The organism is Arcanobacterium ihumii (assembly GCF_900604515.1).
Taxonomy (GTDB): Bacteria; Actinomycetota; Actinomycetes; order Actinomycetales; family Actinomycetaceae; genus Arcanobacterium_A; species Arcanobacterium_A ihumii.
This window is the reverse complement of the sequence record NZ_UWOS01000003.1, coordinates 1-20,084: the sequence shown is the minus strand read 5'-3', so window position 1 is coordinate 20,084 and position 20,084 is coordinate 1. Positions and strand designations below refer to the sequence as shown.

Genomic DNA, 20,084 nt, shown 5'->3' with positions numbered 1-20,084 from the left:
ATACTGCTTTTGTACAGTGAACTTATGGAATCAAATCGAAAGATTCGCGACTAGCTCTGCTTGGGTGCCCGTCTAAGCTTATTGTGAAAACACTATGCATGTGTGGACACCCAAGCATATTTTCAAAGTATGGAAGAATTCGATGTAGTTGTTATTGGCTGGGGCAAGGGCGGAAAAACCCTCGCTATTAATCTTCAAAAGCAAGGCAAAAAGGTCGCGATTGTAGAGCAATCTTCAATGATGTATGGCGGCACCTGTATCAATATTGGTTGTGTTCCAACAAAGACGCTCGTTCATCAAGCAGAGATTCAGGTAACTGATAAGCAGGGACATTTCCATGATGCTGTAAAAGTGCGCGATGCTTTGATTTCTAAGCTTAATTCAGTCAACTACTCGATGTTCGCAGAGATTCCAGGAGCCACGGTCTTTAATGGACGTGCCAGGTTCATCACTCCCAAAATAATTGAAATTGAGACTGCAGAAGGGGCCGTGAAGGTTTCGGGTGAGTCAGTGGTGATCAATACTGGCGCTGTTCCGGTTGTTCCTCCAATTGATGGTATTCCCGATGAGATTCTCCAAGGTAAAGCCAATATTGCACTCCCTGAAGGCGAAGAAAATGTAGCAAACGGCTCCAAGATTTTTACATCCACAACTATTCAACATATGACTGACCTTCCGGATCATTTAGTGGTTGTAGGCGGAGGATTTATCGGCTTGGAATTTGCCTCAATGTTCGCGAATTTTGGCTCCAAGGTGACAGTGTTCCACATGGGTGAAGAAATCCTAGAATCTGAAGATCCGGAGGTTGCTCAGGAAGTTCGAAATGTTCTCGAACAGACTGGCATCACGTTCGTAACTGGAGCGCGCGTTAAATCTGTTCGCGAAGCTATCGTCCGTGCAGATACTCGTGATGGGAACGTCACTGTTAATGCTGACGCCGTATTACTTGCCGTTGGTCGACGCCCGGCTACGTCTGGTCTTGCTCTTGATGAAGTGGGCATTGATGTGGACGAACGTGGAGCAGTCGTAGTTAACGATTACCTTGAAACTTCGGTCCCAGGCGTATTTGCATTAGGTGATGTTAATGGGGGACCACAACATACGTATATTTCTCTTGACGATTTCCGAATCGTCAAGGATCGTATTCTGTTCCGTCAAGATGGCTCTAGTAACAGATCTAGTAACAATTGTGTGCAACGTTCTCGTTTGGATCGTGTGGCTGTTCCTGTGACAACGTTCCTTACTCCGCCGCTATCGTCGGTTGGGTTGACGGCAAAAGATGCCCAAAAGGCTGGTTATTCAATCAAAGTTGTAACCAAAAAGGTGGCGTCAATTAAGGCGATGCCGCGTCCAAAAACAGTGGGCGACCCTCGCGGTTTAATCTCTATTGTTGTTGATGCTAACACTGATATGATTCTGGGTGCTCGGCTTTTCCATGTTGATTCTCAAGAGGTGATCAACCTCGTTGCGCTAGCAATGCGAGCAAAAATTCCAGTATCTGAACTGCGTGATGGTATTTGGACGCATCCGTCATCAACCGAAGCGTTAAACGAGGTCCTCGGAGAGCTGCAATTGCTTGAAAAGTAAATCAGAATAGGTTCTGGATGGGAGCGGAGTAGTTAATCGCTGCTCACGAATAAAGATGTAGCGGATCCTTGGTTTGGGCGAAAGCTCGAGCACTACGTGCACGATCGTCGTCGGAAAAGGAAACTTTGCGGTGGAGAGCCGAAAAACGATAATTAATTCCCGTCTTGGATTTCAACCAACCACGATCGGGCTCGGTTTGTACTGGCACCCATTCATCAGTTAACCGAGGGGCAAAAGCGTCGGCATCTGGAACATCTAGATCAACGTCTGTAATCACCAACGCATCGGCTTGATCAAGCAACGATTTATAGAGTTGAGCTCCGCCAATCACCCACACGTTGTTATCGGGATCGTGGACGTTGAGGGTTTCGATCATTGTCTCTAGATCGGTAAACACCTCGGCTCCGGGTGCATCGTAAACCGCGTTAGACGTCAACACAATGTTTCTTCTATTTGGGAGTGGACGATACTTCGGGCTAAGTGATTCCCATGTGCGGCGCCCCATGATCACCGGGCTACCAGAAGTGACTCGCTTGAACATGGCGAGATCCTCTGGAATATGCCACGCCAAGGTGCCATCTTTTCCAATTGCAAGGTTGTGCCCCTGAGCCCAAATCATTCCAAGCATTAAATCCGCCTAAATTCTAAATCTCAAACAGCAACTGGTGCTTTGATGGCTGGGTGGTGCTGGTATCCCTCTGATGCCGCGATATCAGCCATCTGATAGCCAAAAATTGAATTGGCTTTGCGGAGCTCGAGGGTTGGGAACGGATAAGGCTCACGTGAAATTTGCTCTTTTACCTGTTCGATGTGGTTTGAGTAGATATGGCAGTCACCACCAGTCCAAACGAAATCTCCTACCTCAAGATCACACTGCTGGGCAATCATGTGAGTCAGAAGTGAATACGAAGCGATGTTGAATGGCACTCCGAGGAAAAGATCTGCTGATCGCTGGTAGAGCTGGCATGAGAGTTTTCCGTTAGCTACGTAGAACTGGAAAAATGCGTGGCAAGGCATAAGTGCCATATCCTCAAGATCAGCCACATTCCATGCAGAAACAATCATGCGCCGTGAATCAGGATTGTTCTTGATTGTGTCGATTACCTGCTGAATTTGATCGATATGCTCACCATTTGGGGTTGGCCATGAGCGCCACTGATAGCCGTACACAGGACCGAGCTCCCCGGCGTCGTCCGCCCACTCATCCCAGATAGTGATGCCATTTTCTTGGAGCCACCGTACGTTGGTATCGCCACGCAAGAACCAAAGTAGCTCACCCTTGACTGCCTTCATTGCCACAAATTTAGTGGTGATCCGAGGGAAACCTTCGTTCGCGAGGTCGTATCGGAGCTGACGCCCAAAAACGGAAATAGTGCCGGTACCAGTGCGGTCACCTTTCACCGTTCCGTTTGCGAGCACATCGGAGAGCAAATCTTCGTACTGTCTGTTCACAACTGCCATAGTTACAGTCTAGTTCACCGATTGCCGAACTGCTTTGCTACGCTCTCAATGATCACCGCATCTTTACCTAAGATGTGCGGAATCTGTTCAACAACCTTCTTTTCAATTCCACCACCTAAAAATGGCACGCTGACTTTGATATCGCCGACGTATGTCATGACGGTATTTTCACTTTCGGGTAAAACCTTTGCAACGGAATTGACCTTAACTGGAGCACCTAAAATCGTTATATCGAAATGGATTGTAGCACTCTGCGCTGATGGAACTTGATTTGCCTTGATCTTTGCATTAATCCCGCGAGGTAGGAGCGATCTCATCTGGGCAGGAAACATCGTGGATTGAACTGAAACTGTAAGCTCTGAGCTTACGGATGATGTGTTGGTATCAACGCCCTCGTTGATCCGGTTGCCGGGATCTGTGCTAAAAGTGTAATCGCTAAGACCAAGGGCCTTAGCACGAGCTTGCGCGAGCTCTTCGGAAGGCAAGATTTGGAGAATTTGGGCAAAACTGGCATTGATTTTTGTATCAACTGAAAACTTCATATAACCATTGAACACGAAATCGGCTTATTGTGGAACTGTGCCAACTTTGACGAAAATTCTTGAGCGCTCTGAGCGCTTCACCGAAGATGAAAGAAAATGGTTCCATCAGCTCGTAGGAGACTGGCAGACCATTGCAGATATTTCCTTTGCGGACTTGTTGCTTTATATTCCAACCGACGATGAATTTATTACGGCAGCGCATGCTCGTCCTGCGACGGCGGCAACCCTGATTGAGACGGATATCATCGGAGAGAAAGTTGATGCAGACAGCTCCGAGATAGTGTTCGCAGTTTTTAACTTGGGCGAAATTGTGACCACCGAAGACTCAAGTGTGTCGAATACGTTTATTCCGGTTTGTTTTGATGGGCATGTGATTGGTGTGGTGCGCGTGATTACTGCTCTGTTGCAAGATCGTGTTCCTTCACAGGCGCACCAGAACTATGAAGAAATTGCCCATGATTTATTTAATATGATTGCCTCGGGGGATTTCCCACTAGAGGGGATGCCGGCTGGGTATCGCCACGGTACCCCGCGTGTTTCAGATGGTGTTATTCAGCTCGACGACGACGGTGAAGTCCTGTACGCGAGTCCAAATTCCGTTTCTCATTTCCGCCGGTTGGGTGTGGATGAACCACTGGTTGGAAATGTATTGGCCGAGACAGTTACCGAAATTTTTGATGATTTCTCGATCCCTGACGAATCCCTTCCCGTCGTCTTATTAGGCAAGGCTGCGTGGGTAGCAGAAATCGATGCTCATGGAGTTATTGTGTCCCTCCGTGCCATTCCGCTTACTCGCGACGGCGAGCGGGCCGGAGCCTTGCTGATGACGCGTGAAATTACTGAGTTACGGCGTCAAGAACGCGAATTGTTGACGAAGGACGCAACGATTCGCGAGATTAATCATCGTGTGAAGAATAATCTTCAGACTGTATCTGCGCTGCTTAGATTGCAAGCACGCCGCGCTGTAAACGATGAAACTAGAGTTGCACTTGAGCAGGCGCAACGTCGTGTCTCCATGATTGCATTAGTACACGAAGGACTTTCTCAGACCATCGATGAAGTTGTGGAGTTCGATTCCGTTTTTGGATCACTTTTGAAAATGGTACGCGATATCGCCGTGACAGAGTCTGCGGTAGACATTGCAGTAACGGGGTCATTTGGGAAAGTACGGGCTGAGCAAGCAACGTCTCTTGCTGTGGTTCTGAACGAGGTTATCTCCAATGCAATTGAACATGGTCTTGCTCAAGGTGGCAAAGTTGAAGTGAATGCAGAACGCTTCGAAGAAAGACTATTCGTGCAGGTACGTGATAATGGTTCTGGTATTTCGGAAAATGGTCCGGGTGGAGGATTAGGAACCCAAATCGTTAAAACTTTGGTGCGAGGTGAGCTGAACGGAACGATTGAGTGGTCTAACCACGTCGATGGAGGCACCTTAGTGAGCCTGGAGCTTCACCTTCGTAAGTGAATACGTACTACAAGCAAGGATAAGCTGAAACATTCCTGCAGTAATCTGAAAAGAAAAGTGTGGTGGTTGACCAGTTCGGGCAACCACCACACTTTAATGATTTATGTGAAAGCTCAGCTTGCGCGACGAGTACGTGCCGTACGACGACGGAGCGTGCGGCGTTCATCTTCGGACATTCCACCCCAAACACCTGCATCTTGATTGGTCTCAATAGCCCACTTAAGGCATGTGTCTAGAACCGAGCATGTTCTGCACACTCGTTTTGCCTGTTCTACCTGAGCCATGGCTGGACCTGAACTTCCGATCGGGAAAAAGAGTTCCGGATCTTCATTAAGGCACGCAGCTTCGTGACGCCAATCCATGTAATGTCTCCTTGAAACGTGCGGGCAGTGCCGAGACTATCTCGAAAAGTGCACGTTACTTAGTCGTGTAATCGTTGTAATACTTAACTTTTGCAGTTTTCACTCACAGAGTAAAGGGTAAAAACTGTGATCCTCGGCAGATTTATTGCCCTTGACGGTTCGATTGGTGCGAAAAAGTTGGGAAAAGGGTTTGGATGCGGGTCCAAGTGCCTGCTAGAAGGGTGGAAACGAGCACCAAAATAGCGATTGAAATCCACGGAATGGAGAAAATCTGATTCCATGTGATCGCACCAATATAGGACTGTGCAAGATAGATTCCGCTCGCAACTCCCGCGAGAGCACCGACGATCACCGCCAACGTTGTTCTACCAATTGCAGAAACAACCAGGCTAGTTGAAAGTAGATGCGGAGAAATACCCAAACCAGAGAGGGTTCTGAACTCTGAACGCCGTGCCTGCTGGGAGAGGAATAGTGAGTTACAAACAGCAATGATACAAAGAATCAAGCTGATCGTAAGTAAACCGAGTGTAAGAATAGACGCTGGTGTATTGCGATCACTCTCGCTCGGAAGTTTCGTTGCTAAGGTGAGGTTAGGTGGAACTTGTGAATGCTTCTTTATGATGTCGATAGTAGCTTGATACGCTAAATCACGGTGCTGGAGGCCTTGACTCGAGAATCTGATCCATACCTCAGCTATCTGACTTGTTGACGCAAAACGTGAAAAGTCGCTAGGGGTAATAATCGTCCACGGTATAGGCGCATAGCGCGCTTTAAATGTAACTGGTGAGCCTATCGGAGTTGAACTCAGATTATCCCCATTAAAGATCTGGCGAGTTAATGTAACTTGATCTGGAAGATCAGAGGTAGGACTGCCCATAAGATCGCGCGGAATAACAATCGTTCCAGGTTCAAGCTTCTTGAGGAAGCGTGCATCTGAACCGAAATAGCGTTTAGCTGCTTCGGTATCCATGCTGTAGATGTAGAGATTTTCCAAGCTCGGTGCACCCTCATAGTCGAGGTTTGCAACCATTGTTGGAAGTGGCAAAACTCGATCAATATTGGAATTATCTAATAGACCAACAATTGATTGGGTATCGATTCCCACTGAGCCAGAAGAAATATGGGATGGATCGAGAATACGAGCTGAGGCATCATACGGAACGTAACGTTCCCCAGATTCTTGATAGGCCGTCGTCTTAATAGAACTCATTGTGGTGAGACCCATGAGGCAAGCCGCGGTACCAATAACCATAAGAGTTCCGATGCGTGAGGCCATATCGGCGTAATGCTGGGTGGATGCCAAGCGTAAGCTAGTCATGGATTTTCTAAAACGAATCTTGCGGGTAATCCCAGAAACAATGAAGCGCAGGACCACAAAAGAGACAAATGCTGCTAGGAGGAAGAGTCCTACCATAGCCATAAGACGCAAAGATTGTGTTTCATTTCCGGTAAGTGCGATGTAGAGGAAGTCTTCTGGAACGATGATCGTGAAAAATAAAGCTGCCGTCCCAAGGACTAAGAGGACTATGCTGATCGCCAAGAGGGTTAGACGCTTTGGTTTTTGGTGCTTTGGTTTGGCGTAGATATAGGTTTCTGAAACGAAGGAATACGCGATCACGCTTGGGAGTGAGGCGATAAGGGCGATGCCAATTGAGCCAAGAGCGGCGCAAATATAGTCGCTTGGGGTAACAGTGAAAGTTTGAGGGATATACGCCCCACCGTATCCAGATTTCATGAGCTCCACGAGCGATTGAACGATGGCACGTCCAATCGCGTGGCCAAGTACCGTGCTAATGATGGCTACCACCAAAATTTCCGCGGCGTTGATCACGAAGATATGAAACTGTGATGCTCCAAGCAAGCGAAGCTGTGCGATAGTTCGGCACCGGTTCTTTACCAGCGTATGAGTTGATACAGCAATAACAAAGCCCGAGAGTAGCATCGGTACTATCAAGAGCCAACTTAAAATGCTTTGGTAATACTCAATCGAATGCGTTTGATCAATGACTACCTGTTTGCGAATTTCGTCAGTGTTTTGGATATTACCGTCGGTGATTTCAGCAATCTTCTGCCCGAGCGCTGCGCGTGAGGAGTGAGGCTTTGCAATGACGTAGAGGTAGTTATTTTCAGCCATATGTTGAGTTCTCGTCTTGGTGCTGAGAACATCGTCAATCGAATTCACAAGAATTTCGAAGCGGTTTGAAGGTGTTGAAAACGGACTTCGAGAATAGATTCCCGATACCACGAGCTTATGGAGTGCTACATTCTGGGCATCTTCGATGGAAAGCGAAAAAGAATCACCGATTGATAAATTGAGTGCCTCGGCGGTGGAAGCTGAGATTATCGCGTGCTGGTCGTCTTTAGGGAGATTACCTGAATCGATATCTAGATCAGACCAGCGCAAAGGAGGCGCGTAATTGACGTTTGCGGTAATTGCATTGGGACCGGAAATAGCAAGAGTGGAAATGTCGGTAGAGAAATAAACACTCTCAACTTCTGGTATTTCTTTGAGCTTAGCTTCGAGGTCTTTTGCGGTTTGATTTGGATCAGAAATTGCGAAGGAAACGTGACCTACCGTTTTATCCACTGAGTGTTGCAGGGTTTCGCTTAGAAAGGGACTGAGAAGAACTTCGAGTAAAATAAAAATCGACGCAACTATCAACGCACAAGCCGGTAGAAGGTGCGTTTTCCAGTTAAACGACAACGTTCGAAATACGTAACCAAGCATTATTCTTCGCCGTATCCGAAAGAATTCATTGCGAGCAGAACCGAAGAAAGTGATGGAGAGTCAATGCGTCCCTTCACGTATCCGTCTGAAAGGAGATAGACGCGATCGGCGAAAGCTGCTGCAGATGGATCCTCCGTAGTGATAAGAACGCTCGTTCCGAATTCTCGGACGCATACTCGCAAAAGTGACAAAATCTCGCGTGCTGCATTGCGTGCCATTCCTCGTACAGGATCATCACACAGGAGAATCATGGTTTTGAAGAGCAAGGCACGTGCGATTGCTACTTTTTGTTGAATATCCAATCCCACGTTATGTGGGAAGCACTGTAGGACGTCCACCAGCCCGAAATCATGGGTAATTTTTTTAAAGTTTGATTCATCAATAATTTCCTTCGTGAAAGTTTCAGGGAGCCGAAGGTTTTGTTCAATCGTCAGTGACGGAATCAAATTATCTGATTCAAAAATCATTCCGATGCGTTTGCGACGAAGTTCAGTGATCTCTGTGGCGTTTAGCTGAGTCAAATTTTCCCCAGCTAACTGAATGAATCCAGAATCAACATGATCCATCCCCGCAAGTAACGACACAATCGTGGATTTTCCGGCACCAGATGGCCCAAGGAGAGCAGTCATTTTCCGTGAAGGAAGGTCGAAAGTGACGGTGTCAAGGACACGCGTAGGAACACCCGCAACTAAAATAGATTTAGTTACGTCAGTCAGTCTTCCGGCAATCGGGATTTCTTCCATGGTTTGCATCCTCAGTCAATTTCACCCGGCTTAACGAGTCCTGCTTGGTAGGCGATCACTACTGCTTGTACGCGGTCACGAGCGCCGAGCTTTGAAAAAATACGACCTACGTGGGTCTTGACAGTTGCCTCGGCGAGGAAAAGGACATCAGCAATTTCTGTATTGCTCAATCCACGAGCTGCGTAGTAGAGCACTTCTTTTTCCCGTTCAGAAAGGACATCGAGTAGTTCTGGGGTGATCGCCTTGGTGTATGATGCTTCGGTCGCTAGATGTGCAACGAGACGTTTCGTCGACGACGGCGCAATAACGGCATCGCCACGGTAAACGGTACGGATTGCCGAAAGCATTTCGTCAGGTGGTGCGTCTTTGAGCAAGAATCCAGAGGCTCCCACTTCGATTGCTCGCATTACATATTCGTCCACGTCAAACGTCGTGAGGATGATGATTTTAGGTTCGACACCGTGTGGGAAAGCGGTGTCTACGATGTGCTCAGTTGCGTCCAAACCGTTCATATTTGGCATACGTACGTCCATAAGGATAACGTCCGCTGGTACCAAAGCGATTCGTTCTAGGGCTTGTTCGCCGTCATTCGCTTCAAGAACTACCTGCATATCAGGTTGGGAATCAATAACCATCGAGAATCCAGAACGAACTAGGTTTTGATCGTCAACCAGAGCGACTCTGATTTTTTCAGGGGTGTTAATTTCCGTCATTTGACATTCCTCTCGATGAGTTCACTGGGATAAGAGTGCGTACGCGGAATCCACCTTCTGGACGTGGACCAGCTTCAACCGTTCCGCCGAATAGCGCGGCGCGTTCTCTCATACCAATGACTCCGTGACCTTTTCCGTCGTCAGGTGTAGCAGCACCACGTCCATCGTCCAAAATTTCTAATGTAATGGCAACTGAAGACCATTTTAAAATAACCGTGATCTGTGCATGTGGACCGGCGTGCTTTAGGGAATTAGTCAATGCTTCTTGGCAGATTCGGTACAGAGCGTTGCCGAGTCCAACTGGAAGCGGGAACGCTGTTCCGAGTCGAAGGTAAGAAATGTTTACGCCCGAGTCTCTAACCTTTTGGACGAGCTGATCTAAATCGTCGTCTACAGGTTGGGGCTTCAGAGGGGAGTGGCTTTCATTGGGGTCCCTGAGGACACCGATAATCGAACGAATATCTCCGAGTGCGGCACGTGACATTTCAGAAATTGTTTCAAGCGCGCGTTGAGCGACTTCAGGATTTGATTTAGCCGCATAGCGACCGCCATCGGCCTGGGCGATGACGACGGAAAGCGTATGTGCCACGATATCGTGCATTTCACGAGCGATTCGGGTACGTTCTTCGATCACGGCTATTTCAGAATCGCGTTCGCTATCACGCAGTACCTGCTCATTTCGTTCAAGAAGTTCTTGGTAGCGCTGGAGCTGTATATAGCGAAGCATCGCAACCGAAAAAGTGGCGATGACGATTGATTCGATGAGGACGAAGTCGAGAATCGATTCGAGGATCTGATTGGTTGGGATCACCGGGAAAGTAAGAAGGAAACCGAAAAAGAGTGCGCCAATTAGTGCTACGATTCGAGCTGCTTTTTCGCCGTATACCGTGACCGCGTAGAGAGAAAACAGTATAACGAGGTCAAAGGGCAGAATTAGAGCAGGCAAAAGAAGATAGCGTGAAAGAAATCCGAAGTAGACGATTCCAGCACTGATATGGGCATGCGTACGTCGAAAAACTGTTGCTACGCAAACGATGATGGCAATGGCAAAGAGGCTGATGATTTCGTTTTCGATCAAGGAAATTTGAGACTCGATGAATAGCAATGAATATGCGAAAAGAGCAGCGACACTAAGCGCAATGATTGCGTCAGCGGGAGTGATCTTGCGTATCGAATTCAGCAACTGCCGGACTGCCATGTATTAAGAATACTTCCCCTGCCACAATTTCATCGAATGAGATGCATATTTCTTTATCTGGCTGCGATGCCTACCCTATTGTGTGCGAAAAGTGGCGTGGGCGAGGTGGATGCGAAACAATATCTACGTGACTCAGGGACTTTCTTTCGATTCAGCTCAACACCGTTGGAATGAGCTGGCTGAGCTTCTTAGTAAAGCTCAGATTGCCTACCATTCATCGGATGAACCAATTATGGTGGATGCTCAATACGATGAGCTCATCCATGAACTTCGTACGATAGAAGATCAATTCCCGCAGCTGTGGAGCGCTGATTCGCCAACGATGAAAGTTGGTTCGAAGATTGCTCGCGAGAGCGTGCCGACCTTGGTGCATCGAAAGCGTATGTACTCGCTTCAAGATGTCTTCTCGCGAGAAGAACTTCGCACCTGGTACACCACGTTGCAAGCTGATTTACCGGTGGGCTCAAGGTTTACAGCCGAAGTGAAAATCGACGGACTTGCTCTGAATCTTACGTACCGAAACGGTGTTTTAGACAGTGCTGCAACGCGAGGCGACGGCGTTGAAGGTGAAGATGTGACTCGAAATGCCCTCGCTATTTCCGCTATTCCCGCTAGATTAGAGGGAGAAGATGTTCCAGAGCTGGTTGAAGTGCGTGGTGAGGTGTTCTTCCCAATCAAGGAATTCCTTGAGTTTAATGAGTTGGTTGACCAGCGAAATGAACTGATCGAAGAGCGTAACGAGCAGATTTCAGCTGTAAATTCACAGATCCGCAAAGCGAATTCTAGAATCCGATTGAGCAACAGCAATAAAGCTACCGACGATCAAGAGCCTTTGATTCCCCTCAAACGCAGGGAACAAAAACTTAAGACTTTTGTCAACCCCCGAAATGCGGCAGCTGGCTCGCTTCGTCAAGATGATAATTCGGGTTTTGCGATCAGAGCGCTATCGTTTATCGCTCACGGTATCGGGGCATTAGAGGGCGCATCACCTATACTGGCTCAAAAGGTGGAAACCCAAGAAGGAGTTTACGATGCCTTCCAAAGCTGGGGGCTACCTATTTCCGAACAAACAAAGATCGTCTCTTCGCTAGAGGGAATTGAAGCTTTTCTTGACCGCTACGAATCCGCACGTGATTCCTTGGCTCATGAGTTCGACGGCGTCGTAATCAAACTTGAAAATCGCAAAGAACAAGAAAGACTTGGATTCACCACTCGAGTGCCACGGTGGGCAGTTGCCTTTAAATTTCCACCGACTGAGGTGCAAACCCGACTCCTAGATATTCGTGTCCAAGTGGGACGAACTGGTCGAGTTACTCCTTTCGCCGTTATGGAACCGGTGGAAGTTGCTGGATCAACGGTTTCGCAAGCAACTCTTCATAATCCGACGGAGGTCAAACACAAGGGCGTTTTGATCGGGGATTTGGTGATAATTCGTAAAGCTGGAGATATCATTCCCGAAGTGGTTGGTCCGATTAAGAGCGCTCGTGACGGTTCGGAGCGCGAGTTTGTTATGCCAACTACCTGCCCAGCTTGCGGAGCGCCGGTTCGCGCTTCGAAGGACGGGGATGCCGATTTACGGTGCCAAAATACTCGTTCATGCCCAGCCCAGCTCACCCAACGAATTGTGCATATTGCTTCGCGCGGCTCGCTTGATATTGAAGCCTTAGGCGAAGAATCTGCGCGATGGCTGGCTGACCCGGACCGGCTACGTGCAGATGCGCTAATCGCGCTCGCGACCGGTCACACAGTTGATTTCCGAGACTTTGGAGGAGCGAAGAAGCCGGTTTGCCTTAGCTTTGACCAGCGTAAAGAGCTTGGAATTATTGACGACGACGGTGCGATCCTTGACCCTGAGCACACAATTTCCGAGGAAGTCTTGACTGAGCTTCATTTCCCGCCAGCGCAAATACCTGTGTTGGAGTCGGAGGCTGGACTTTTTGACCTCACAGCTGAAGATGTAAAAGATGTTTGGCAATGGCAACCGGTGCGCACAAAAGGCGAATTGACGGGTGACTATAAGTACGTTCGAGCAGCATGGACGAAGCCTCGACGAAAAGTGGAGGCACCAAGTGTAGAATTCCCAGATGGACGTACCTATTTCGTGTCCGAACCTTCTAAGACGACGGTTAAGGCCTTGGAGGAAATCGAGGCTGCCAAATCTAAGGATTTGTGGCGAAAGCTAGTAGCTCTAAATATTCGCCACGTTGGTCCAGTTGCCTCGAAGGCATTGGCCCAAACTTTTGGTTCCCTTGATTCAATCGTTGAGGCTGATTCGGACCAGATTTCCCAGGTCGACGGCGTTGGTGCAGTAATCGGACAGTCCTTTTTAGATTGGTTCAAGATCGATTGGCATCAAGAAATTGTTGAGCGGTGGAAAGCTGCCGGTGTTTCTTTCACAAACGACGTCCAGGAAGAAAAAGAGAAGCTGCCCCAAACTCTTGAAGGGCTAACGATCGTTGCTACTGGAACTTTGCAGCGATTTACCCGAGAGTCTGTGAACGATGCGATTGTTGAGCACGGCGGAAAAGCGGCAAATTCGGTTTCGAAGAAAACTTCTGCCGTCGTCGTCGGCGAAAACGCTGGATCGAAAGCAACGAAAGCTCAGCAACTAGGTGTACCTATTCTTAGCGAAGAGGAATTCGAGGAGCTAATTCGAACTGGGAAGTTACCTTCGGCTTAAGCGCCAAGAGGTTAAAGAAGTGGGCCGAGAGGTCCGAGGAGCTTTTCTCCGAGTTTAGAGAGTTTTCCTCGCCGTTCCCACTGTTCTAGAAGTAATTCGTTAGCATTTGTTAGATCGAGTCGGAAGATCTGCTCCATCGAATCTGCCATCTCGGAGGAGAAGATTTCCATGTTGATCTCGAAGTTTCCCGCCATGGAGAGCCTGTCAATATTTGTCGTTCCCACGGTCGACCAAATTCCATCTACCGTCATGGTTTTGGCATGAACCATCGCTTGGCGATAGCGGAAAATTCGAATTCCGTTTTGAAGTAACTCGGAGTAGTGCGGCCGTCCCACCCAATCCGCGACGATATGATTGGAGAACTCAGGAATAAGAATCCTTACATCAACCCCACGTTTCGCGGCTTGGATCAATGCGTGTTTAAGTCCTTGATCTGGGATGAAATACCCCATGGTGATCCAGATATTTTTAGAAGCGCGATCGATAGCTTCGAGGTAGAGAGCACGCACTGGGTAAGAATTGAAGGCGGGAGTGTTGGTTACCGCACGCAGATGAGGTGCCCAAACACCAGCACCCACATCTAGTAGCTCGGGATGGATCTTCTTGTATCGATAGAGGTTCCACATATCGACGAATGCGTTTTCTAACTCCCAGACCTGGGGGCCGCGAATCCGAATGTGAGTGTCGCGCCAATGGTGTGCATAGAGATCGCCGACGTTGTATCCACCTACGAAGCCGATCTTCGAGTCCACACAAATAATTTTTCGATGGTCGCGACCTTTCTTTCGGGCTTGACCGGTAATGATTCCTGGCCGGATTAGCGGGAATCTAATTACATGGAGATTGGGATGAGGTGGGTAGCGCCTGAAACTTGGTGGTTGGTTAAGGTTTCCCCAGGTGTCGAGGATGATGTAGACGGAAACACCTCGTTTAGCTGCTTCAATGAGTTCGTTTTTGAAGACATTGCCGATGTGATCGTCCTTCATAATGAAGTTTTCGAAATAAACATGGTGTTCAGCAGAGCGAATAGCCTCGAGCTGCGCGGAATAAAGCTGATCGCCAAATGTGTAAACAGTTACTTCGTGTTCACGGAATGAATTTTTGAGGGGATCTAGGTAGGGAAATGTTCCACTTTGTGGGTCACGGCGTTTGCGATGGGCATCGATCGCCGACACTATACCAATCGTGGCAGCTTGCGCGCTCACCAACCCTCCAACGCACCACTTTACGGCTCGTTTCACCGTTTCTTTTTGCTGCCTGTTCATCCGCTTCATGGCTATCAGCATAACCGATATCGGATGCCTAGTTGATGCACTATGAACGCATTTCTTAACAGATCTAGGAATCTAATTAGCACCTAGGGGCGGTTATTCGTGAAAATGACTGTGACGAAATATGATGCGGGTTCGCGCAATGTGGTCAAGAACCATAGAATAAAGATATGTCGTCATTTTCCAAAGAAGAGGTCGCCCGCGTAGCGGACCTCGCGCGTATTACCTTGACGGATGAGGAAATCACTCAGTTTACGGAAGAACTAGCCGTGATTTCCGACGCCGTTGCAAAAGTTTCAGAAGTAGCATCGGCTGATGTTCCAGCAACTTCGCATCCGATTCCGCTCTCCAATGTGTGGCGTGAAGACGTCGTTGGCCCTGGTGTGGAGCTCGACGAAGTGCTTGCGATGGCACCTGCACACGAGGATGGCAAGTTTGCTGTTCCACAGATTTTGGGGGAGGAATAAATGAAAGAGATTCTGAAAAAATCTGCCCTTGAACTGGCACAGATGCTTCGAGCCGGTGAAATTTCTTCCGTGGAACTCACCCAAGCATGCCTCGATAATATTGACCGTTTGAATCCGAAGCTCAACGCTTTCTTGTACGTTGATCACGAAGGTGCACTTGCGCAGGCGAAGGCCGTTGACGAAGATCGTGCAACCGGTAAAGAACTCCCAATGTTCGCAGGTGTTCCAATCGCGGTAAAGGACAATATGTGCCAGCGTGGTATTCCAACTACCTGTGGTTCGCAGATGCTTGCTGGCTGGAAACCCCCTTACGACTCGACTGTCGTCGTCAAGCTCAAGGAAGCGCGACTCCCAATTCTTGGACACACCAACATGGACGAATTCGCGATGGGCTCCTCCACGGAGCACTCGGCATTTGGTCCGACTCTCAACCCTTGGGATACCGAACGAATTCCAGGTGGTTCTGGTGGTGGTTCGGCTGCAGCCGTTTCTGCGTATCTTGCTCCTTGGGCCCTTGGTTCGGATACGGGCGGATCGATTCGTCAGCCTGGTGCTGTGACGGGAACTGTTGGCGCTAAGCCTACTTATGGTGCAGTTTCGCGTTATGGATTGGTTGCAATGGCATCGTCCTTAGACCAGATCGGTCCTGTTACTCGCACTGTTGCAGACGCAGCAGCTTTGCAAGATATCATAGACGGCTACGATCCACACGATTCAACCTCGTTGCCGGATTCTGATATTGACCTGCTAGATGAAGCACAAAAGTTTTCAGGTAAGAAGGATCTTGCTGGCCTTCGTATTGGTCTCGTTGACCAAATGCGTGGAGAGGGCTACTCCGAAGGCGTTCTCAATGTATTCAATGCAATGGTTGATGAACTTCGTCAGCGCGGAGCAGAGTTGGTTGAGATTTCGTGCCCGTCCTTCGAATTTGCATTGGGTGCTTATTACTTGATCATGCCAGCCGAGGCATCCTCGAACTTGGCGCGTTTCGACGGCGTTCGTTACGGTAACCGCGTAGAACCAAAGGAAGGCCCAGTTACCGCTGAAACCATGATGTGTGCAACTCGTGGCGAAAAGTTTGGAACTGAAGTTAAACGCCGCATCATTTTGGGCACGCACGCACTTTCGGCTGGTTACTTTGATGCCTACTATGGTTCGGCTCAGAAGGTCCGCACGCTTGTGCAACGGGATCTTGAAGTAGCATTTTCGCAGTGTGATGTTCTCATTTCCCCAACGTCTCCAACCGTCGCTTTCCGCTTTGGTGAAAAATCCAATGATCCGATGGCGATGTACGTCAACGATATTGCTACGATTCCAGCTAACTTGGCCGGAGTTCCGGCGATGTCTATCCCAGCAGGTCTTTCTGAAGGACTCCCAGTTGGTGTGCAGGTGATTGCTCCGGCTCATGAAGATGCGCGGATGTATTCATTTGCCTCGATTATCGAGGAAATTGCGGTGGAGGAAGCCGCGAAGTGTCCCGTTGAAGCACTGGAGGAGGCTCTGTGATGGATGAATTGATGGACTACCAAGACGTTGTTGACAACTTCGACCCAGTTCTTGGCATCGAAGTGCACGTTGAATTGGGAACGGCAACGAAGATGTTTGACGCTGCTCCGAACGCATTCGGTGGCGAGCCAAATACCTATACGACGCCGGTCTCACTAGGCATGCCAGGTGCGCTTCCCGTTGTAAATAAGAAAGCGATTGAGTACGCGATCCGCTTGGGTTTGGCTCTCAACTGTAATATTGCTGAATCCTGCCGTTTTGCTCGCAAAAACTACTTCTATCCCGATCTTTGCAAGAACTTCCAGACTTCACAGTCTGACGAGCCGCTTGCGTTTGACGGATACCTCGATGTGGAGCTTGACGATGGAGAGGTGTTCCGCGTCAATATCGAACGTGCTCACGTAGAGGAAGACGCCGGTAAGAACACCCACGTTGGAGGCGAGGGTCGTATTCATGGTGCTAGTCACTCCCTGGTTGATTACAACCGTGCTGGTGTTCCGTTGGTTGAAATCGTTACCCGTCCGATTGAAGGATGCGGCGAACGCGCTCCAGAGGTTGCGGCTAAGTATGTGCAGACTATTCGTGATATTGCTCGTGCAATTGGCGTTTCAGAGGCTCGCATGGAGCGCGGAAACGTTCGTGCGGACATCAATGTATCCTTGCGTAAGACTCCGGAATCTCCGCTTGGCACGCGTACAGAAACCAAGAACGTAAACTCTTTCCGCGCAATCGAACGTGCGGTTCAGTACGAAATGCGCCGCCAAGCAGCAGTCTTGAGCGAGGGCGGTTTGGTTCTTCAAGAGACGCGCCACTGGCAAGAAGCTGACTCAACCACGCTGTCTGGTCGCGTTAAGTCCGACGCCGATGACTATCGTTATTTCCCAGAGCCGGATTTGGTTCCGTTGAAGCCTAGCCGTGCTTGGGTTGAAGAAATTCGGGAATCCTTGCCTGAACTTCCGGCAGCTAAGCGCCGTCGTCTGATGGCAGAATGGTCAGTTTCGGATCTCGAGATGCGTGACATGGTGAATCTTGGCGTGTTGGATTTAATTTCCGATTCGGTTGAAGCCGGGGCAACTCCTGCGGGAGCACGTAAATGGTGGATGGGCGAATTGGCTCGATACGCAAAGGACAACGACGTAGAACTCGATTCTGTTCCAGTCACTGCCGCTGATGTTGCTGAGCTTGACCAATTGGTTGAGAGCGGAAAACTCACTGATAAGCTAGCTCGTCAGGCTCTCGAAGGCGTTTTGGCGGGTGAAGGAAGCCCAGTTGATGTTGTAAAGGCACGCGGACTGGAAGTTGTTTCCGACGATGGTGCATTGATGGCAGCCGTGGACGAAGCTTTGGCCGCGAACCCCGATGTGGTTGAGAAGATCCGCAATGGAAAGGTTCAGGCAGCTGGAGCGATCGTCGGCGCAGTCATGCGTGCTACCGGTGGTAAGGCAGACGCTGCTCGTGTACGTGAAATCATTATGGAGCGAGCTCAGGGCTGATTTGCACAATCATGTGATGTGTGCTCAGGGATGGGTGACGTTAGAGGTTACGTCACCCATCCCTGTTTGTATCCTGATTACCTGTAACACTCATTAGGACTTTTGTGCCATTCTTAAACTTGTGTTAATGGCTTTGAGCCGTATTTGTTTATACGAGGAGTATGTTTATTATGAGTTTGGCGATTCCGACCTACACTGCAACAATGCGTTGCGAAATTCCCACGGATCCGCACTCAATCCCTAAATTAGTTAAAGTTGTAGCCGATTGTGGCGCGATGGTTTTCGGTATTGATGTTGTGCGTTCTGATGACGATAGAATCTTGGTCGATATCACCATGAACTGTACAGATTACGAACATGCAATCGAGATCAGGGAAGCGTTTGAAGATCTCGACGACGTTGTGGTCCACGGTATCCACGATGCAACAATCCAGGCGCATCTCGGTGGAAAAATTGAAATTGCACTAAAGCGTCCTTTAAAGACGCGTCAGGATCTATCGCGAATTTATACCCCTGGTGTGGCGCGCGTTTGTGAAGTTATCGCTGATGATAAAGCTGAAGCTCGTCGTCTTACCATCAAGCGAAACACGGTTGCTGTGGTCTCTGATGGAACTGCAGTGCTTGGTCTTGGAGACATTGGTCCGGAAGCAGCCATGCCTGTCATGGAGGGCAAGGCGGCACTATTTAAGAACTTCGCCAATGTCGATGCATGGCCAATTTGTCTCGATACAAAAGACACCGAGGAGATTATTTCGATCGTTAAGGCAATTGCGCCTGGATTCGGTGGAATTAACCTTGAAGATATTTCGGCGCCTCGTTGCTTTGAGATTGAACGACGGTTGCGTCAAGAACTCGATATTCCGGTATTCCATGACGATCAACATGGTACAGCTGCAGTCACTTTAGCTGCTTTAATTAACGCTTTGAAGGTCGTTAATAAAAAGATAGAGGATGTAAAGATTGTAGTTTCAGGCGTGGGAGCTGCGGGAAACGCGATCATTCGCTTGCTACTTCGTGAGGGGGCTAAGGATGTAATCGGTTGTGGTCGTGCAGGGTCTTTGGGTCGCTTCCGTCAAGAGGCGGATCCGGACCGTCAATGGTTGGCTGAGAACACGAACCCACGAAATGTTGAAGGTTCGCTCAAGGATGTTCTTAAAGGCGCCGATGTACTGATCGGAGTTTCTTCTGGAAATATCTTGACTGGTGCCGACATTGCAACCATGGCAAAGGATGCGATCGTTTTTGCAATGGCTAATCCAACCCCAGAAGTTGATCCGGTAGCGGCAGGAGAGTATGCGACTATCGTTGCAACTGGTCGATCTGACTTCCCGAACCAGATCAACAACGTTTTGGTGTTCCCTGGACTTTTCCGTGGGCTGCTCGATATCAGAGCCAAAGAAATCACCGATGAGATGCTTTCGGTAACTGCGCGAGCATTGGCAGAGGTGGTTGAAGAAAAAGAGCTCAACCCGAGCTTCATAATCCCAGGTGTTTTCCACCCTGATATCTCTAAGCGAGTTGCCGAAGCTATTCGTATGGAATTTGAACGTAATTCAAATCAGGATACGAAGTAAATAACTTCGACTACAGAAACTCTGGAATTTGAGTATGGCTTAGCACACGATCTTAAGATGTTGGCGGAACTTAATCGAAGAGGGTGGAGTGGAATTTTTTCCACTCCACCCTCTTTCTTATTTTTGGCAAGCCTAGAAAACCGCGAAATTAAGCTGAAATTCTACTTTGTGAGTAGGGACACGGCGCTCGGATTTGACGCTGACCTGCATTTCCACCTAAAGTATTTTCCTGTCGCCAAGCGAACGAGAAAGAAACTGAAAAGAATTTTTCTTGGACGTGGTGCGGATCTCTAA

Annotated in this window: 16 protein-coding genes; 7 read left to right on the top strand and 9 right to left on the bottom strand. The window is 48.7% G+C overall.

All coding sequences use genetic code 11. From position 1 onward, the window contains the following. Window positions 1–129 precede the first annotated feature (129 nt). Complete coding sequence (locus tag EIH22_RS07445; protein ID WP_124055194.1) at window positions 130–1,587, top strand: FAD-dependent oxidoreductase; 1,458 nt, start codon at window positions 130–132, stop codon at window positions 1,585–1,587. Between the two features lie 43 nt (window positions 1,588–1,630). Here the strand turns inward: EIH22_RS07445 and EIH22_RS07440 are convergent, their stop codons facing one another. Genes EIH22_RS07440 through EIH22_RS07430 form a run of 3 tightly spaced genes read right to left on the bottom strand, consistent with a single transcriptional unit; the run spans window position 1,631 to window position 3,590 of the window. Continuing rightward, a complete protein-coding gene (locus tag EIH22_RS07440; protein WP_124055193.1) occupies window positions 1,631–2,215 on the bottom strand; it encodes a dihydrofolate reductase in 585 nt (194 codons plus the stop codon). A 23-nt stretch (window positions 2,216–2,238) separates the two neighbouring features. Next, the gene (locus EIH22_RS07435) at window positions 2,239–3,048 is read right to left on the bottom strand and encodes a thymidylate synthase (RefSeq protein ID WP_124055192.1); all 810 of its coding nucleotides are present in this window, start codon (window positions 3,046–3,048) and stop codon (window positions 2,239–2,241) included. Between the two features lie 14 nt (window positions 3,049–3,062). Then, on the bottom strand, window positions 3,063–3,590 hold the full coding sequence (locus EIH22_RS07430) for a DUF2505 domain-containing protein (RefSeq protein WP_124055191.1): 528 nt from the start codon (window positions 3,588–3,590) through the stop codon (window positions 3,063–3,065). 37 nt (window positions 3,591–3,627) lie between these two features. Between EIH22_RS07430 and EIH22_RS07425 the strand changes: the two genes are divergently transcribed. After that, window positions 3,628–5,055: a sensor histidine kinase gene (locus EIH22_RS07425; RefSeq protein ID WP_124055190.1), complete on the top strand. Its 1,428-nt coding sequence runs from the start codon at window positions 3,628–3,630 to the stop codon at window positions 5,053–5,055. 113 nt (window positions 5,056–5,168) lie between these two features. Here the strand turns inward: EIH22_RS07425 and EIH22_RS07420 are convergent, their stop codons facing one another. The 5 genes from EIH22_RS07420 to EIH22_RS07400 all read right to left on the bottom strand — a co-directional run bounded on the left by EIH22_RS07420 (window position 5,169) and on the right by EIH22_RS07400 (window position 10,799). Continuing rightward, a complete protein-coding gene (locus EIH22_RS07420; RefSeq protein WP_124055189.1) occupies window positions 5,169–5,417 on the bottom strand; it encodes a WhiB family transcriptional regulator in 249 nt (82 codons plus the stop codon). A gap of 142 nt (window positions 5,418–5,559) precedes the next feature. Then, the gene (locus tag EIH22_RS07415) at window positions 5,560–8,004 is read right to left on the bottom strand and encodes an ABC transporter permease (protein WP_160149049.1); all 2,445 of its coding nucleotides are present in this window, start codon (window positions 8,002–8,004) and stop codon (window positions 5,560–5,562) included. 140 nt (window positions 8,005–8,144) lie between these two features. Further along, window positions 8,145–8,888, bottom strand: coding sequence for an ABC transporter ATP-binding protein (locus EIH22_RS07410; protein WP_160149048.1), 744 nt, complete (start codon window positions 8,886–8,888; stop codon window positions 8,145–8,147). A gap of 11 nt (window positions 8,889–8,899) precedes the next feature. Then, on the bottom strand, window positions 8,900–9,601 hold the full coding sequence (locus EIH22_RS07405; protein WP_124055186.1) for a response regulator: 702 nt from the start codon (window positions 9,599–9,601) through the stop codon (window positions 8,900–8,902). Beyond that, window positions 9,588–10,799, bottom strand: coding sequence for a sensor histidine kinase (locus EIH22_RS07400; RefSeq protein WP_124055185.1), 1,212 nt, complete (start codon window positions 10,797–10,799; stop codon window positions 9,588–9,590). The genes EIH22_RS07405 and EIH22_RS07400 overlap by 14 nt, the downstream gene beginning before the upstream one ends. A gap of 109 nt (window positions 10,800–10,908) precedes the next feature. On the opposite strand from EIH22_RS07400, the gene EIH22_RS07395 reads away from it, so the two are divergent. Then, window positions 10,909–13,479, top strand: coding sequence for an NAD-dependent DNA ligase LigA (locus tag EIH22_RS07395; protein WP_124055184.1), 2,571 nt, complete (start codon window positions 10,909–10,911; stop codon window positions 13,477–13,479). Window positions 13,480–13,490: 11 nt separating this feature from the next. Here EIH22_RS07395 and EIH22_RS07390 read toward each other — a convergent pair whose 3' ends face one another. Beyond that, window positions 13,491–14,753, bottom strand: a complete 1,263-nt coding sequence (locus tag EIH22_RS07390; protein WP_235001824.1) for a phospholipase D-like domain-containing protein — start codon at window positions 14,751–14,753, stop codon at window positions 13,491–13,493. Window positions 14,754–14,920: 167 nt separating this feature from the next. On the opposite strand from EIH22_RS07390, the gene gatC reads away from it, so the two are divergent. From gatC to EIH22_RS07370, 4 genes are all read left to right on the top strand, one after another. After that, window positions 14,921–15,217 (top strand): Asp-tRNA(Asn)/Glu-tRNA(Gln) amidotransferase subunit GatC, encoded by a 297-nt coding sequence (gene gatC / locus EIH22_RS07385; protein WP_124055182.1) that lies wholly within the window; start codon window positions 14,921–14,923, stop codon window positions 15,215–15,217. Beyond that, entirely contained in the window at window positions 15,218–16,723 is a 1,506-nt protein-coding gene (gene gatA, locus EIH22_RS07380) for an Asp-tRNA(Asn)/Glu-tRNA(Gln) amidotransferase subunit GatA (protein ID WP_124055181.1), read from the top strand. It abuts the gene before it with no gap. Next, window positions 16,723–18,216: an Asp-tRNA(Asn)/Glu-tRNA(Gln) amidotransferase subunit GatB gene (gene gatB, locus EIH22_RS07375; RefSeq protein ID WP_124055438.1), complete on the top strand. Its 1,494-nt coding sequence runs from the start codon at window positions 16,723–16,725 to the stop codon at window positions 18,214–18,216. The genes gatA and gatB overlap by 1 nt, the downstream gene beginning before the upstream one ends. Before the next feature lie 170 nt (window positions 18,217–18,386). Beyond that, a complete protein-coding gene (locus EIH22_RS07370) occupies window positions 18,387–19,790 on the top strand; it encodes an NAD-dependent malic enzyme (protein WP_124055437.1) in 1,404 nt (467 codons plus the stop codon). The last annotated feature ends 294 nt before the right edge of the window (window positions 19,791–20,084 follow it).